Origin of the sequence: Mycobacterium sp. 4858 (assembly GCF_900240975.1) — a bacterium.
Taxonomy (GTDB): domain Bacteria; phylum Actinomycetota; class Actinomycetes; order Mycobacteriales; family Mycobacteriaceae; genus Mycobacterium.
Window position 1 is genome coordinate 551,164 of the sequence record NZ_LT968775.1, and the last position, 14,750, is coordinate 565,913.

Consider the following 14,750-nt stretch of genomic DNA (forward strand, 5'->3'; position numbering starts at 1 on the left):
CAAGATGGCCGAAGATACTGAGAAGCCCGAAATCGCCGATACCGCTGAGGAACTCGGTGAATCAGCACCGACCGGCGCCGAACAGGCGAACGAGGCTGACGAGACCGCTGAGGACACGGCGGCTTCGAAGAACCGGCTCGCGGGCCTACGTCGCCGTGCCACCCCGCGGCTATCGCGCAACGGGCGGGCGTTGGTGGCCGGCGCCCTCGTCGTGGCGGTGCTGGCGGGATTGACCGGTTGGCTCGGCTACCGGGCCCACCAGAAGCATGAGGCCCAAGCGCAGCGGGATCTGTTCGTGCAGGTCGCCCGCCAGGGCGCCGTGAACCTCACGACCATCAACTACACCCAGGTCGACGCCGACGTGCAACGCATTCTCGATCTGGCCACCGGGGCATTCCGCGACGACTTCGAGCAGCGATCCAAGCCGTTCATCGAAGTCGTCAAGGCGGCACAGTCCAAATCGGAAGGCACCGTGACCGATGCCGGTTTGGAGTCGCAGCGTGGCGATGCCGCGCAGGTCTTGGTCGCTGTCGCAGTGAAGTCGCGCACCGCCGGCGGCGAGGAGGCGCCGCGGGAATGGCGCATGCGCATCGAGGTTCGGTCGGTCGGTGACGACGCCAAGGTGGCGAACGTGGTGTTCGTGCCATGACGACACTCGACGAAACCGCCACGTACGACGAGGAGATCGTCGACACCGAGGCGACGCCCGCGGACGTGGCCGGTGCCGGTGAGGCATCCGACGACGAACCAGAGACCACCACGCGGGCAAGGCCACCGATCGCGTGGTCCCGTGTCCTCGCGTACGCGGTGCTACCCGCGTTGGCGCTGCTGTTGGCGCTCGCGGCGGGCTACTTCAAGTGGGCGGTGGGCTCCGCGGACGACCTCGCGCGGGCGCGCGCGGAATCGGTGCGCGTCGCCAGCGAAGACGCGGTCGCCCTGCTGTCGTACAAGGCCGAGTCGGTGGACAAAGACCTCGCCGCCGCGCGCGAGCGGCTGACGGGGGACTTCAAGGATGCCTACACGGAGCTGACCCGCCAGGTGGTCATTCCGGGTGCCAAGGAAAAGCACATCACCGCAGCCGCCAAAGTCAATGCGGCGGCACCGGTTTCGGCGACGGCAAACCACGCCGTGGTCCTGCTGTATGTCAACCAGACCGTCACGATCGGCGAGGGTGCTCCCACCGACACCCAGCCCGTTATCCGGGTGGCGTTGGAGAACGTCAACGGGCGATGGCTGGTTTCGCATTTCGACCCGGTGTGAGGGGAGTGGTCATGATCGGATGGGTGCGCGTGTTGCCCGCGGCCGTCCTTCTCGCGGGGCCGGGGCTGCTGGCGGCGCCCTCGGCGCATGCCGACAACAAGCGGCTTAACAGCGCCGTCGTCTCCGCCGTCTACACGCTGCAACACCAGGCCGGCTGCACCAACGATGTCATCAGGGACAACGCGCTCACGCTCGCCGCCCAGTGGCACGCCGACGACATGATGAACAACCGAAACATCAACGACGACATCGGATCCGACGGGTCGACGCCCCAGGACCGCGCCAACGCGGCGGGATTCCACGGTAAGGCCGCCGAGACGATCGCGATCAACCCGGCCATCGCCATCAGCAGCCTGGAACTGGTCAACCAGTGGTACTACAACCCCGACGACATGGCGATCATCCGCGACTGCGCCAACAGCTCCATGGGGGTGTGGTCGAACAACAGCATGGACCGCACCGTCGTGGTGGCCATGTACGGACAGCCGGCCCCGCGCAATCGATGACAGGTCTGGAGAGAAGGTCCCGATGAATTTCGAGCCGCCGGGCATGGAGGTCGTCGAGACCTCGCCGCGATTGACCATCGGCCAGCTCGCCGAATTGCGCGGCTTGGACCCTCAGCTGCAACTGGTCGACATCCGCGGTCCGCACGAGACGGTGCACGGCATCATCCCGGGCGCGCGGGTGATTCCGGCCCCGGCACTGATGGATTCGCTTTCCGATCTGGATCCGGCGGTTCCGTTGGTCGTCTACTGCGGCAGCGGCCAGCGTTCCATCGCGGCCGCGAACCTGCTGCGCACCTCGGGGTTTGACGATGTTTCGGACCTGGTTGGCGGCTTCGAAGCCTGGCAGGCCGCCGGATTCCCGGTCGCCACCGGTCATGAGATCGTTGCGGACACACCGCAGGTCGGCCCCCGCGCAGCCAAAGCCCTGCTTGATGCCGGCGCCCTGCTGCTCGACGTGCGAGAGCCCGACGAATGGTGTACCGAGCACGCGCCGGCCGCGTTGCTATTGCCGGCCGGGCGCGTGCGCACTCGGCAAGACGAACTACCTCGCGACCGCCGCATCGTCGTGGTGTGCCGCTCGGGCGGCCGGTCGTCCGCGGTGACGGCCTCGCTGCGCCGCTCGGGCTTCGACGCGGTGAACCTGGCGGGCGGCATGTGCGCCTGGGCCGCCGCCGGGTTGCCGGTCGTGAGTCATGGCGGTGATCCCGGATTGGTTGTGCATCGCGAGGATCCGCTCAATTGCGAGACATCGCTGCCCGAGCTGATCGGGGGCGTCGTCGTGCCCTCCGCCCATTTCTACGTCCGCAACCATTTCACGACTCCGATCTTGGATCCGCAGCGCTATGAGCTGACGGTCACCGGGCTGGTGGAGCGGCCCCTGCGCATTTGCTTGCGCGACCTACACAACATGCCGAAACTGTCGCTGCTCGCGACGCTGGAATGCGCCGGAAACGGTCGCGCACAGTTCGATCCGCCCGTTGACGGCGAGCAGTGGCGCTTCGGGGCGGCGAGCACCGCCGAATGGACCGGCGTCCCGCTGGCGGAAATCCTGGACCGGGCGGGTCTGATGCCGGACGCCCACGATGTGGTATTCCGCGGCGCCGACGCGGGTCGGGTCGACGGCAAGACGGGGCCGGTGCGGTTCGAGCGCGCCCTGTCGGTGCGGGACGCCCGTGATTCCGGCGCGCTCGTCGCGTACGCGATGAACGGCGAACCGCTGCCACTGCAGCACGGTCGTCCCGTGCGGCTGGTCGTGCCCGGTTGGTATTCAGTCGCGTCGGTCAAGTGGCTGACCGAGATCGACGTGATCGGCCATCCCTTCGAGGCGTTCTTCCAAACGCAGCGGTATCAGTACGAATGGGAGCGCGACGGCGCCGTCGTCCGTGATCCGGTCCGCCTGCAGCGCGTGCGCGCGCTGATCGCCCAGCCCGCCGACGGCGCCGCGGTGCCCGCGGGGGATTTCGTCGTGCGGGGCGTCGCCTGGTCGGGCTCGGCACCCATTGACCGCGTGGACGTCCGCATCGACGACGGTCCGTGGCAGGCCGCCCGCCTGCTCGGCGAACGCCGCCGGCACAGCTGGCAGTGGTGGGAGTTGTTCACGCACTGCGCCGTTCGAGGGCCCATGACGGTCCGGGCACGGGCCACTGACGAGGCCGGCAACACCCAACCCGAGCGACCTGAATGGAATCGGTTCGGCTACGGCGGCAACGCGATTCAGACCATCAGCGTTGAGGTGCGGTGAACGCCGCGGGCCGGCTTAGCCCCGGAGTTGCGTCAGCACCTTGACGTCTGAGGTCGCGCCGCGGTTGTAGGGCAGTTTGGACAGGGCTGTGGCCATGGCACATGTGTTGCTCAGCGCGGCGTACGTCAGCCCACCCCCGATCAGGGCGGCCACCCACTTCAGGCGTGGGACTGCGACGCTGCCCACAACGGATGTCAGCACCAGGGATCCGGCGACGAGCCGGACCTGACGCTCGAGTTCCCAACGTTGCGCGCCGCGGTCTACCTCGAAACCTTGGCCCTCCCAGTCGGTGATTCCGTTTTCCAGCACCCGCCCGCTGGTAAGCCCGGCGTTGCGTAACAGCGCTTGCGCCTTGGTTGAGCGTTGCCCCGAACGGCACACCAACACCACGTCGTCGTCCCGGCCGAGGCGCTCGGCGATCTCGGCGGCGTGCTGGCCCAGCAAGTCAAGGGGCACGTTGAGAGACCCGGCGATATGTGCGGTTTCGAATTCGGCGGGGGTCCGCACATCGACGACGCGTGGAGACTTGGGCGACTCGATCAGCTTGCGCAGCTCTGTCGAGGTGATGGCGTCGGCGGTGGGTGCGTTCATGCTTACTCCCGTTCTCAAGGCGTGGTGGAAATGGCTATCCCAAGCTTTTCGGCGTTGCCGTACTCGTCGTCGATGAGGACGACGTCACGACATTGGCGGTCGAGCAGCGCGGCCGCGATCGATGCGCGGTAGCCGCTGGCGCAGTGGACCCATAGCTGGCGGTCCTGGGGAAGTTCCTCGATGCGTTGGGGCAGTTCGTGCAACGCGACGTTGATCGCGTCGCGCACGTGGCCACTGTCGAACTCGCCCGTTTGACGCACATCGAGCACGAGGACACGCGGGTCAGCGAGCACGTCGACGAGATCCTCGAAGTCCGCGACGCGGTAGCTCCGCAGCTCTGATCCCCCGGCGAGCGTGCGGATGTCGCCGGTGGCGCTGCCGGTCAGTCGGTCGACACCGATGCGAATGAGCTCACGCTGGGCTTCCGCCACCTGCCCGGCGTCCTCCCCGATCAGGGTCAGCGGTGCGCCCCACGCGTAAAGCCAGCCAAGGTAATTGACGAAGGAGCCGGCTAGCTCGAAACCATATGTGCCGGCCAGATGCCCTGCCGCGAACGCGCTTCGGTTGCGCAGGTCAACCACCCATTGGCCGGCGTCGATTCGCGCGCGAAGCTCGTCGGGATGCACCGGTGCTACGGGGGAGAGATCCGGCGCTTCGGGCCCCTTCCTGTTGATCACGCCCATATGGGCGTAGTAGGCGGGATAAGCGGAAAGGCCGGCTAGCAGTTGCTCGACGTAGTTCTGTTCGTCCTGGGTGAGCGCCGGATTGGTCCGGCGTTCGTCGCCGATTGTCGACTCGTCGCCGTCGGTGGGGGCGGCCGAACAGAAGCTGCCGAAGCCGTGCGTGGGGTAGACGGCGGTGCTCGCGGGCAGCTCGTCGGCGAGCCGGCGAACCGAACGGTACTGCTGCCGAGTCAATCCGGCGGCGTGCTCCTCGCCGGCCAGGTCGGTCCTCCCGGTGCTGCCGAAGAGCATCGATCCGCCGGTGAAGACCGCGACCGCCTGGCCGGTATGGTCGCGGAGCACATAGGAGACATGATGGTGCGTATGGCCGGGCGTGGAGAGTGCCTCGAGGCGCAGCCTGCCGGTGTCGATCCGGTCGCCGTCGGCGACGGGCCGATGCGAGAAGTCGACCTCTTCCCCGGCGGGCAGACCGTATTCAGCGCCGCTGGTTTGGGCGAGCGCCAAGCCGCCGGTCACGTAGTCGTTGTGGATGTGGGTCTCCAGCACATGGGTGATGCGCAGGCCGCGGGCCAGCTGTAGCACGCGGTCGATGTCACGCTGCGGGTCGATGACGACCGCCACCTCGCCGTCGCTCACCAGGTAACTGCGGTCGCCCAACCCAGAGGTTTCGATAACCGAGACGTCCACCATGGTTCTTCCAAGCTGCTCTGTGTGCACACGCCGACTGACCCTGTCAACGTAACGGCCAGCAAACGCGGTGTCCCCGTGGCTAGGCCCGCGCCGGCGGAGGGGGTTGACAATCGGGATGCTATGACGTGGGCGTTGATCGGGCGTAAGCACGGCTCAATGCGGCATCGCGACGACATCGGCTCTGAGCGAATGCCGCAAACCCTTCGGGCGCCGGGGTCGACATCAGTTTGAACCCCGGTGATTTCTTCTCTGCCCGAACAGGGACGGGCGGCGGAATCGCTAGCTGCTGGACATCGAGTCGGCGCCGTCCGGGTAGACGCGTCGACCGTCGGCCGCAAACTCGCAGGCGCATGAGCGACCGCTGTCCTGCGACCAGCGCCGTAGCTGCGTGCCGCGCTTGCGCATCAGATGCTGCCGGTACACCTTGTCGCGCTGCTGCGGCGAGAACGCCAGGTCCAAGTTGATCGGCAACCCGGCCCAGTCGACCTGGTCACCCTCGTCGCCTGCGGCTGCCCGTCGCAGGCGGCACCGCAACGGGCAGACGGCCTGTCCGGTGTCCTCGAGGGGCCCATCGAAATCCAGAGCCACGCGTACGTCCCTCCTCGGCGCCACCAATGACTGAATGGTGCAGCGAGGTTGTTTCGGCGACAGGCGCGCGACGTTTCCGTCGTATTACGAGTCGGGCGGAAGGCAGGCCGCCTAGTACACGTCCCGGTGATAGCGCTTGTCGGAGCTCAGCGAGCGGACGTACTCCTTTGCGGCATCGGGCTCGAGGCGGCCGTGCTCGGCGGCGATCTCGCAGAGCGCGCGGTCGACGTCCTTGGCCATCGGGTCCGCGGTGCCGCACACGTACAGTTGCGCCCCGTCCTGCAGCCAGTGCCACAGCTGGGCGCCGCGCTGACGCATCAGGTGCTGCACGTACACCTTCTCGCGCTGGTCCCGGGAGAAGGCGAGGTCCAACTCGGTGAGGAACCCGTCGTTGCGCATCTGTTCGAGCTCGTCGCGGTAGTAGTAGTCGGTGGCCGCGTGCTGTTCGCCGAAGAACAGCCAGTTGGGGCCGGTGTGGCCGAGCGCACGACGCTCCTGCAGGAAACCGCGGAACGGCGCGATCCCGGTGCCGGGCCCGACCATGATCATCGGGGTGTCGGGATCGCTGGGCGGCCGGAAGTTGCTCGATGGCTGCAGGTAGACGGCGACCCGGTCGCCGGGGGAGCGGTCCGCGAGATACGTCGAGCACACCCCGCGGCGTGGGACGCCCTGGAAGTTGTAGCGCACCGGCGACACCGTCAGATGGACTTCCCCGGGGTGCTCTTTGGGGCTCGACGAGATCGAGTACAGCCGCGGCTGAAGGCGTTTGAGGACCCGCACCCATTCGTGGGCCGACGCCGAGACCGGCAGTCGTGCCAGCAGGTCGATGGACTGGCGGCCCCATGTCCAATCGCTCAGGGCGGCTTTGTTGTCCGGCTTCAGCAGCTCGGCGAGTTTCGGGTCACCGGTGCGCTCCTGCACGAACCGCACGAGGTCCCGGCTGATGTGGGCGATCTCCAGGCGCTCGGTCAGGGCGGAGCGCAACGACATCAACCCGTGCTCGCCGACCTCGACCGGGGTCTGCCCGTCCAGTCCGGTGACAGACAGCCATTCGTCGACCAGTTGGTCGCTGTTGCGCGGCCACACCCCCAGCGCGTCACCGGCTTCGTACTTCACGGTTTCTTCCGGCAGGTCGAAAACCAGCTGTCGCACGTCTTTTGCCGATTCCGGCCGACTCAGCACGGTGTTGCGGACCACCCCGGTGATCAGCGGGTGCTTTTTGCTGTAGGTGCCCACTCCCGGCCGGGCGGACCGGGAGGGCGACGGGACGGTCGACGTTGCGCGCGCCGGCGCGTGCTGATCGCGGCCGACAGGCGCGGGGGCGCGGGTGAGCGCCTCCATCACCTCGCCCAGCCACTTGGCCGCGGCGTCGTCATAGTCGGGCTCACAGTCGGCCCGGTCGGCGATGCGGGTCGCGCCCAGTTCGGCGAGGCGTGTGTCGAGGCTGCGTCCGTGGCCGCAGAAATTGTCGTAGTTCGAGTCGCCGAGGGCGAGCACCGCGTAACGGGTGTCGGTCAGCCTGGCCGCGCCGTCCGCCGTCAGCGCCCGCCAGAAGCCGGCACCGTTGTCCGGCGGTTCACCGTCACCGGTGGTGCTGGTGATCAGCAGCAGTTCCCGCGTCGAGGCCAGGTCGGCCAGCGGGAAGTCGTCCATGGCATGCAACGCGACCGGCAGCTCGGCGTCGCCGAGCCTTGCGGCGACATCGGCGGCGAGCTCTTCCGCGGTCCCGGTCTGCGACGCCCACAACACCACGATGGGTGCCCGTGGCGCGGGTTTGGTGTAGGGGGCCTCGGTCGTGGACTGCTTGGCGGCTCGCGCTGGAGCCGGCGCGTCATCGCGCGAGAACAGACCCGCGAGCAGACCATCCACCCATAGCCGGGTGCCGGAATCGAAAGGAGCGCTCTGGGGCAGGGTGGGCACCCCCGTCACGCGTCGCCCGGCGTCCGACCGAAGCGCGGTCAACATCCCGGCCAGGTAGGAGCGGCCGAGCTCGTCGAATTCCGGCACGGGTTTGGTTGCCACACCGAGCAAGTCGGCCAGGGCATCGACCTGTGACACGCTGATTTCCGTGACCTCCGTGGGCGCGGGTTGCGGTGAGTCGGCGTCCGCCGCCGGCTTGGCGGCCGGATCTGGCGCGGAGACAGCGACTTTCGCCAACGTGACGGCGCACGCTTTGAATTCCGGTTGGTTCGAGATGGGATCCACCGCGTCGTTGGTGACCGCGTTGATCGCCAGGTATTCGCCGAAGACGTCGTTCCAGTGGAAGGGGGCGAAGCAGTTACCGGGCCGCACCCGGTCGCTGATCGCGGCGGGCAGCACGGCGCGGCCGCGCCGGGAAGCGATCTCTGTCGCGTCGCCGTCGGCGATCTCCAGTCGTGCGGCGTCCTCGGGGTGGATTTCGATGAACGGCCCGGGGTTGAGCTTGTTGAGTTTGGCGACCTTGCCGGTCTTGGTCATCGTGTGCCACTGGTGCGGCAGGCGGCCGGTGTTCAACAGGAACGGGTAGTCGTTGTCCGGCATTTCCTCGGGCGGTAGGTGCGGGCGGGCGAAGAACACCGCGCGACCGTTCTCGGTGGGGAAGGCCAAGCGGGGTGTGCTGCCGTCCTCGCGGACCAGCCGGCTCTGACTGACCCCGTTGTTGAGGTAACGAATGGGGTTGCGGTCACCCGGCTGCTCTGGTGCGCAGGGCCACTGCAGCGGGCCCCGGCGCAGCCGGTCGTAGCTGGCTCCGCGCAGATCATAGCCGGTCTTCGGGTTCGAGAATCGCTTGATCTCTTCGAAGACCTCCTCGGCGGAGTCGTAGCTGAAAGCGTCCGAAAAGCCCATCTCGCAGGCGATACGGGCGATGATCTGCCAGTCGGGCAGCGCATCGCCCGGTGCCGTGACGGCGGGCTGGAACAACGTCATGTTGCGCTCGGAGTTGACCATCACGCCCTCGGCCTCCGACCACAGGGCCGCCGGCAGCAGCACATCGGCGTATTCGTTGGTCTCGTTCTGCAGGAAGGCATCCTGGGTGATGACCAATTCCGCGCGCTCCAGCCCGGCCAGCACGGTTCGCCTATTGGCCACGGAGGCAACGGGATTGGTGCAGACAATCCAGCACGCCTTGATGTCGCCCTCCGCCATCCGGGAGAACATGTCGATGGTGCCGGCGCCGACGTCGGTGCGCAACGTTCCCCGGGGGAGGCCCCACTGGTCTTCGGTGAAGGCGCGGTCCTCTGCCGACAGGACGGAGCGCTGGCCGGGCAGACCCGGTCCCATGTAACCCATTTCGCGGCCGCCCATCGCGTTGGGCTGACCCGTGAGCGAGAAGGGGCCGCTGCCGGGTTTGCAGATCGCGCCGGTGGCCAGGTGCAGATTGCACAGGGCGTTGGTGTTCCAGGTGCCGTGCGTGCTCTGGTTGAGGCCCATGGTCCAGCAGCTCACGAAGTTCTCGGCTTCACCGATCATGCGGGCCGCGGCGCGGATGTCGGCCTCGGGGATCCCGGTGATCTCGCTGACCGTGGCCGGGGGGTACTGCTCGAGGAAGCCGGGCATCACCTCCCACCCGTCAGTGAACTCGGCGATGAATTCGGGGTCGGTGTGCCCGTTTTCGACGATCAGGTGCAGCAGCCCGTTGAGCAGGGCGAGATCTGAGCCCGGAGCGATCTGAAGGAACAGGTCGGCCTTGTCCGCGGTCGCGGTGCGGCGCGGATCGACGACGATCAGCTTTGCCCCGGCCTTGACGCGGTCCATCATCCGCAGGAACAGGATGGGATGGCAGTCGGCCATGTTGGCGCCGATGACGAAGAAGACGTCGGCGTGTTCGAAGTCCTGGTATGAGCCGGGCGGCCCGTCCGCCCCCAGCGAGAGCTTGTAGCCGGAACCGGCGCTGGCCATGCACAGCCGTGAGTTCGACTCGATCTGGTTGGTGCCGATGAAGCCCTTGGTCAGCTTGTTCGCCAGATATTGCGCCTCGATGGACATCTGTCCCGACACGTACATGGCGAAGGAATCCGGGCCGTGCGCATCGATGATCGCCCGTAACCGGCCCGCGCACTGCGTGATCGCGCTGTCCATGTCGACGGCCTCGATCGGTTCCCCGCGGTCGGCGCGCACGTGCGCCGCTTCCATCCGGCCGGGCGCCTGCAACAGGTCCGAAGTGGTGGTGCCTTTGGTGCACAACCGGCCGAAGTTGGCTGGATGTTGTTTGTCCCCAACCGACTTCGCGATGTGACGGCGACCGCTCTCGGCATCTTCTGTGACCTGCAACACCATTCCGCAGCCCACGCCACAGTATGCGCACACGGTGTTCACGGCATCGGTGTGAGACGCCATGGACTCCCTGGCCACGCACTTCCCTCCTTTGAGCGCAACAGGCTTACATCGAATGGTGCGACGAGGATGTTTCGGCACCGGGTATCCGGAGTTTCCCCCGTTTTACGGCTTCCTCTCACCGGCCAAAGCGCGTCCGTGAACTCTCGGAAAAGCCGCAAACCCCCAGGTCAGCCAGGGTCATCGTCGACCCGCTGACTCCGCTCAAGGCTACCGGGGCGGCTGGCGGCATCACCTATCGGAATGGCGTCTCCGACCAAACAAACGGCACATTCACAGCCTTCGCTAAGCTCACCGCGTGCGTCGGCTGATGGTGATCCTCTTGATCCTGCTGGCGTCCGGTTGCGGCGAGAAGCACGCCGCAGCGCCGCCGGCGCCGGCCGACAAGTGCAAGGACTCCGATGGGCCGGCGCCCGACACCGTGCAGCGCGCCATCGCGTCGGTTCCCATCACCGTCCCGGGTGCCACGTGGGTGGAAATCGCTCGCGGACATGCCAGGAAGTGCCGCTTGTACTGGGTGCAGATCATCCCCACCATTGCCAGCGAATCCACCGGCCAGCAGCTGCTGTTCTTCGATCACAACACGTCGCTGGGCACGGCGACCCCGAACCCGAAGCCGTACATCACCGTGCTTCCGCCCTCCGACGACACCATCACGGTTCAGTACCAATGGTTGAAGGGCAACGATCAGCCGTGCTGCCCCACCGGTATCGGCACGGTGAAGTTCGAGATCGGCCCGGACGGCAAGCTGAGGGCGCTCGGCAAGATCCCGAATCAATGACGTTGGGCCACAAGCCGAACGCGCGCGAACCCCGCACGTTGATTGTCCGGCCCGCGTTGTGAATATTCAGACCCGAGAGCGGCTTCGTGCGGCCAAAAGGCCGAATTTCACAGGCTTTATTCAGTAGACTTTTACGCCGGGCTGCGCCATCACCGGGCGAGCCCTGTCATCCTTGACAACCAGTGCCGGCAGTGGATCCGGCGGAGGAAGGCAGGTCTCATGGGCAGCTCGCGGCGCCTCACACACTGGGACCCAGAGGATGTCGTGGCGTGGGAAGCCGGGAACAGGCTGATCGCCCGCCGGAACCTGATCTGGTCGATCGCGACCATGCACGTCGCCTTTTCCATCTGGTACCTGTGGTCGGTCATGGTGCTGTTCATGCCGGAGGACGTCTACGGGTTCACCACCGGCGACAAGCTGCTGGTGGGTGCCACCGCCGCCCTGGTCGGGGCGCTCGTGCGCATCCCGTACGCGATGGGCACGGCCAGGTTCGGCGGGCGTAACTGGGCGGTGCTGTCATCGGTCGTGCTCCTGATCCCGACCGTGGGTGCGATCGCGCTGCTGGCCCATCCCGGCCTGCCGTTGTGGCCCTACCTGGTGTGCGCGGCGCTGACGGGATTGGGCGGTGGCAACTACGCGGCGTCGCTGGCCAACGTCGAATCCTTTTATCCGCAGCGGCGCAAGGGGATGGCGCTGGGGCTCACCGGCGGGATCGGCAACCTCGGTGCCGCGGCCATCCAGGCCGTCGGCCTGGTGGTGCTGGCCACCGCAGGCCATCGGGCGCCGTACTGGGTGTGCGCCGTCTATCTGGTGCTGCTGGCCGTCGTCGGTGTCGGCGCGGCCCTGTTCATGGACAACCTCGACCATTCGATCGAGGTCGCCCACGTGCGATCCGTTCTGTCGTTCCCCGATACCTGGGCGATCTCATTCCTCTACATGTGCGCCGCGGGATCCTTCATCGGTTTCGCGTTCGCCTTCGGCCAAGTGCTGCAACACAACCTGATGGCCGCCGGGCAAAGCCACGGGCAGGCCGCGCTGCACGCCGCCGAAATCGCCTTCGTCGGACCGCTGTTGGGATCGATCGCACGGGTGGTCGGTGGCAGGCTGGGCGATCGTTTCGACGGTGGCCGCGTCACGCTGGTCGTCCTGACCGCCATGATCGCCGCCGGAGGCTTCCTGGTCGCCGTCAGCACCCATGAAGACCTCACACGCGTTCCCGGCGACCCGGTGGGGGCTTTCACGACGATCGGCTACGTCGTCGGATTCATTGCGCTGTTTATCTTTTGCGGCATCGGCAAGGGCTCGGTGTTCAAGCTCATCCCGTCGGTCGTGGCGGAGCGAAGCCGTGCGCTGGGTGTCGCCGACGCCGAGCGGCGGCACTGGGAGACCGTGCGGGCAGGAGCGCTGATCGGATTCGCCGGCTCGCTGGGCGCACTCGGGGGAGTGGTGATCAACCTGGCGCTGCGGCAGTCCTACGCCAGCGCCGACACCGAGACGCCGGCGTTCTGGTTCTTCCTGATCTGTTACGTCGCTGCCGCGATCCTGACCTGGGTCAGATACGTCGGGCCGCAACGGGACGCGGCGCGGCCGGGCTGGGAGGTGCTCGGCGAGCAGCCCGTCAGCTCGTGACCGTGTCCGCCAAGTTCTCCGGGTGCAGCATCTCGGCATAGCGCAGCTGCTCGGGGATCCCGAAGCCGTCGACGAGCGTTTGCGCGTGGGGGCGCAGCGCGCGGCATCGATCGTTGATGCCCCGGGTGACGGCCTTGGCGCGTTCGGTGGACAGGTACCGATGCTCGATGTACCAGGCTTTGTCGTCCTCGATCACCGACAGCGCGTACAGATCGCAGACGATGCCCAACAGCTCCCGGGCCTCCTCGTGCGGGCAGGCGTCGATGCCGGCCACGAACGCTTCGAGGATCACCCGGTCGATGTGCGCGGCCGCGGCGTGCAGCACGTGGTCCTGCACCGCGTTGAATGCGTCGAACTCCGACATCTCCTTGGATTTGGCCTGCAGCCGGCGCGCGACGGAGGCGAGGAGGTATTCCTCCCGATCCTCGAACATCTTGATCTGGGTGCCCCGGTTGAACAGGCTGCCCTCTTCCTCGCTGTCCTGCCGGGCGTCCACGATGGTTTGGATGATCGTCTCTGCCGCAGTGCGTTTGACCACGCGCTCACCGACGGTGTTGGCGGCGAAACGGACCCATTCGACGGGGCTCATGCTGCGGATGTCGTCGGCGTAGGCCGTCAGCAGCTCCTTGGCCACCAGCTGCGTCAGGACGTGGTTGTCACCCTCGAACGTGGTGAACACGTCGGTGTCGCCGCGTAGCGCGACCAACCGGTTCTCGGCCATGTAGCCCGCGCCGCCGCAGGCCTCCCGCGCCTCCTGAATCGCCCGGGACGCGTGCCAGGTGTTGGCCGCCTTCAAGCCGGCGGCACGTGCCTCCAATTCGCGTTGCTCGTCGGCGTCGACTGCGTCGGCGGTCTGGATGTCATGGCATTTACCGACCAGCTCGTTCTGGGCGAACTGCAGCGCGTACGACTTGGCGATCAACGGGAACAGCCGGCGCTGGTGCACCAGGTAGTCCATGATCAGCACCTCGGACTCGTCGTCGGGTGCGCTGAATTGCTTGCGCTGCAAGGCGTATCGCGTGGCGATGTCCAACGCGACGCGCGCGGCCGCGCCCGCGCTGCCGCCCACCGTGATCCGCCCGCGCACCAACGTGCCCAGCATGGTGAAGAACCGGCGGTTGGGGTTCTCGATCGGTGAGCTGTAGGTCCCGTCCGGCGCCACGTCGCCGTATTTGTTCAGCAGGTTCACCCGCGGGACGCGGACGTGGTCGAAGACGATTCGGCCGTTGTCGACCCCGGGCAGGCCGCCCTTGTACTCACAGTCCGACGTCGTCACCCCGGGCAGGTCGTTGCCGTCGGCGTCGCGGATCGGCACCAGCAGACAGTGCACGCCGTGCTGGACCGGCTCGCCGTTCTCGGTCGTGATGAGTTGCGCGAATACCGCTGCCATGGTGGCGGTTTCGGCCGCCCCACCGATGTAATCCTTACGGGCCGTCGGCGTGGGGGAGTCGACGATGAACTCCTCCGTCGCGGGGTCATACGTCGCGGTGGTCTCCAGCGACTGCACGTCGCTGCCGTGTCCGGTCTCGGTCATCGCGAAGCAGCCCCGCAATTCCAGGCTGATGATCTTCTTCACGTAGGCCTCGTGGTGGCGCTCGGTGCCGAGGTTTTCCACGGCGCCGCCGAACAGCCCCCACTGAACGCCGGCCTTCACCATCAACGACAGATCCGACATCGCGAGCATCTCGATCATCGTGATGGCGGCGCCGATGTCGCCGGTGCCGCCGTGCTCCTTGCGGAAGTTGTCGGCGGCGGCGCCGAACGCGGCCATGATCCTCATCTGCTCCGCCACCTTGGTGCGCGCGATCACGGTGTTCGGGGTGTAGTGCGGGCGGAAGAGGTCCTCACTCATGGTGGACCGCAGCTGGTTCTTGACGTCGCGCCAACGCCCGTCGAGGGCGTTGCGCAGCTGCTCGGCAATGGTTGTGCTATCTGGCGCCATAGACCGACCGTATCCCCCGGTTCGC

The 14,750-nt window shown here is 67.1% G+C and carries 11 protein-coding genes; 6 read left to right on the top strand and 5 right to left on the bottom strand.

Annotation, left to right across the window (positions count from 1 at the left end; genetic code table 11):
- Nucleotides 1–4 precede the first annotated feature (4 nt).
- From C1737_RS02515 to C1737_RS02530, 4 genes are read left to right on the top strand one after another with little or no spacing between them, the layout of a single operon-like run.
- A complete protein-coding gene (locus C1737_RS02515) occupies nt 5–649 on the top strand; it encodes an Mce protein (protein WP_067918286.1) in 645 nt (214 codons plus the stop codon).
- Complete coding sequence (locus C1737_RS02520; protein ID WP_231985662.1) at nt 646–1,260, top strand: hypothetical protein; 615 nt, start codon at nt 646–648, stop codon at nt 1,258–1,260. The genes C1737_RS02515 and C1737_RS02520 overlap by 4 nt, the downstream gene beginning before the upstream one ends.
- An 11-nt stretch (nt 1,261–1,271) precedes the next feature.
- Nucleotides 1,272–1,766, top strand: coding sequence for a CAP domain-containing protein (locus C1737_RS02525; protein WP_102417743.1), 495 nt, complete (start codon nt 1,272–1,274; stop codon nt 1,764–1,766).
- A gap of 22 nt (nt 1,767–1,788) precedes the next feature.
- A complete protein-coding gene (locus tag C1737_RS02530) occupies nt 1,789–3,507 on the top strand; it encodes a molybdopterin-dependent oxidoreductase (protein ID WP_102417128.1) in 1,719 nt (572 codons plus the stop codon).
- Nucleotides 3,508–3,522: 15 nt separating this feature from the next.
- On the opposite strand, the gene C1737_RS02535 is transcribed toward C1737_RS02530, so the two are convergent.
- From C1737_RS02535 to C1737_RS02550, 4 genes are all read right to left on the bottom strand, one after another.
- Nucleotides 3,523–4,098, bottom strand: coding sequence for a rhodanese-like domain-containing protein (locus C1737_RS02535; RefSeq protein WP_102417129.1), 576 nt, complete (start codon nt 4,096–4,098; stop codon nt 3,523–3,525).
- A gap of 14 nt (nt 4,099–4,112) precedes the next feature.
- Nucleotides 4,113–5,468 carry a rhodanese-like domain-containing protein gene (locus C1737_RS02540; RefSeq protein ID WP_102417744.1) on the bottom strand — a complete coding sequence of 452 codons (1,356 nt, stop codon included), beginning with the start codon at nt 5,466–5,468 and terminating at the stop codon, nt 4,113–4,115.
- A gap of 282 nt (nt 5,469–5,750) precedes the next feature.
- A complete protein-coding gene (locus C1737_RS02545) occupies nt 5,751–6,059 on the bottom strand; it encodes a hypothetical protein (protein ID WP_102417130.1) in 309 nt (102 codons plus the stop codon).
- 111 nt (nt 6,060–6,170) lie between these two features.
- Nucleotides 6,171–10,376: a bifunctional nitrate reductase/sulfite reductase flavoprotein subunit alpha gene (locus C1737_RS02550; RefSeq protein WP_102417745.1), complete on the bottom strand. Its 4,206-nt coding sequence runs from the start codon at nt 10,374–10,376 to the stop codon at nt 6,171–6,173.
- Nucleotides 10,377–10,686: 310 nt separating this feature from the next.
- Here C1737_RS02550 and C1737_RS02555 point away from each other — a divergent pair, with 310 nt between their 5' ends.
- The gene (locus C1737_RS02555) at nt 10,687–11,154 is read left to right on the top strand and encodes an LppP/LprE family lipoprotein (RefSeq protein ID WP_102417746.1); all 468 of its coding nucleotides are present in this window, start codon (nt 10,687–10,689) and stop codon (nt 11,152–11,154) included.
- 219 nt (nt 11,155–11,373) lie between these two features.
- Nucleotides 11,374–12,783, top strand: a complete 1,410-nt coding sequence (locus C1737_RS02560; RefSeq protein ID WP_102417131.1) for a NarK/NasA family nitrate transporter — start codon at nt 11,374–11,376, stop codon at nt 12,781–12,783.
- Here the strand turns inward: C1737_RS02560 and C1737_RS02565 are convergent.
- Complete coding sequence (locus C1737_RS02565; RefSeq protein WP_102417132.1) at nt 12,773–14,725, bottom strand: acyl-CoA dehydrogenase; 1,953 nt, start codon at nt 14,723–14,725, stop codon at nt 12,773–12,775. The two genes, C1737_RS02560 and C1737_RS02565, sit on opposite strands and share 11 nt — an antisense overlap.
- Nucleotides 14,726–14,750: the final 25 nt, after the last annotated feature.

Coding starts and splice junctions, on each gene's coding strand:
- C1737_RS02520 (WP_231985662.1), top strand. CDS start 646: ATGACGACACTCGACGAAACCGCCACGTACGACGAGGAGATCGTCGAC.
- C1737_RS02530 (WP_102417128.1), top strand. CDS start 1,789: ATGAATTTCGAGCCGCCGGGCATGGAGGTCGTCGAGACCTCGCCGCGA.
- C1737_RS02565 (WP_102417132.1), bottom strand. CDS start 14,725: ATGGCGCCAGATAGCACAACCATTGCCGAGCAGCTGCGCAACGCCCTC.
- C1737_RS02525 (WP_102417743.1), top strand. CDS start 1,272: ATGATCGGATGGGTGCGCGTGTTGCCCGCGGCCGTCCTTCTCGCGGGG.
- C1737_RS02560 (WP_102417131.1), top strand. CDS start 11,374: ATGGGCAGCTCGCGGCGCCTCACACACTGGGACCCAGAGGATGTCGTG.
- C1737_RS02550 (WP_102417745.1), bottom strand. CDS start 10,376: ATGGCGTCTCACACCGATGCCGTGAACACCGTGTGCGCATACTGTGGC.
- C1737_RS02515 (WP_067918286.1), top strand. CDS start 5: ATGGCCGAAGATACTGAGAAGCCCGAAATCGCCGATACCGCTGAGGAA.
- C1737_RS02535 (WP_102417129.1), bottom strand. CDS start 4,098: ATGAACGCACCCACCGCCGACGCCATCACCTCGACAGAGCTGCGCAAG.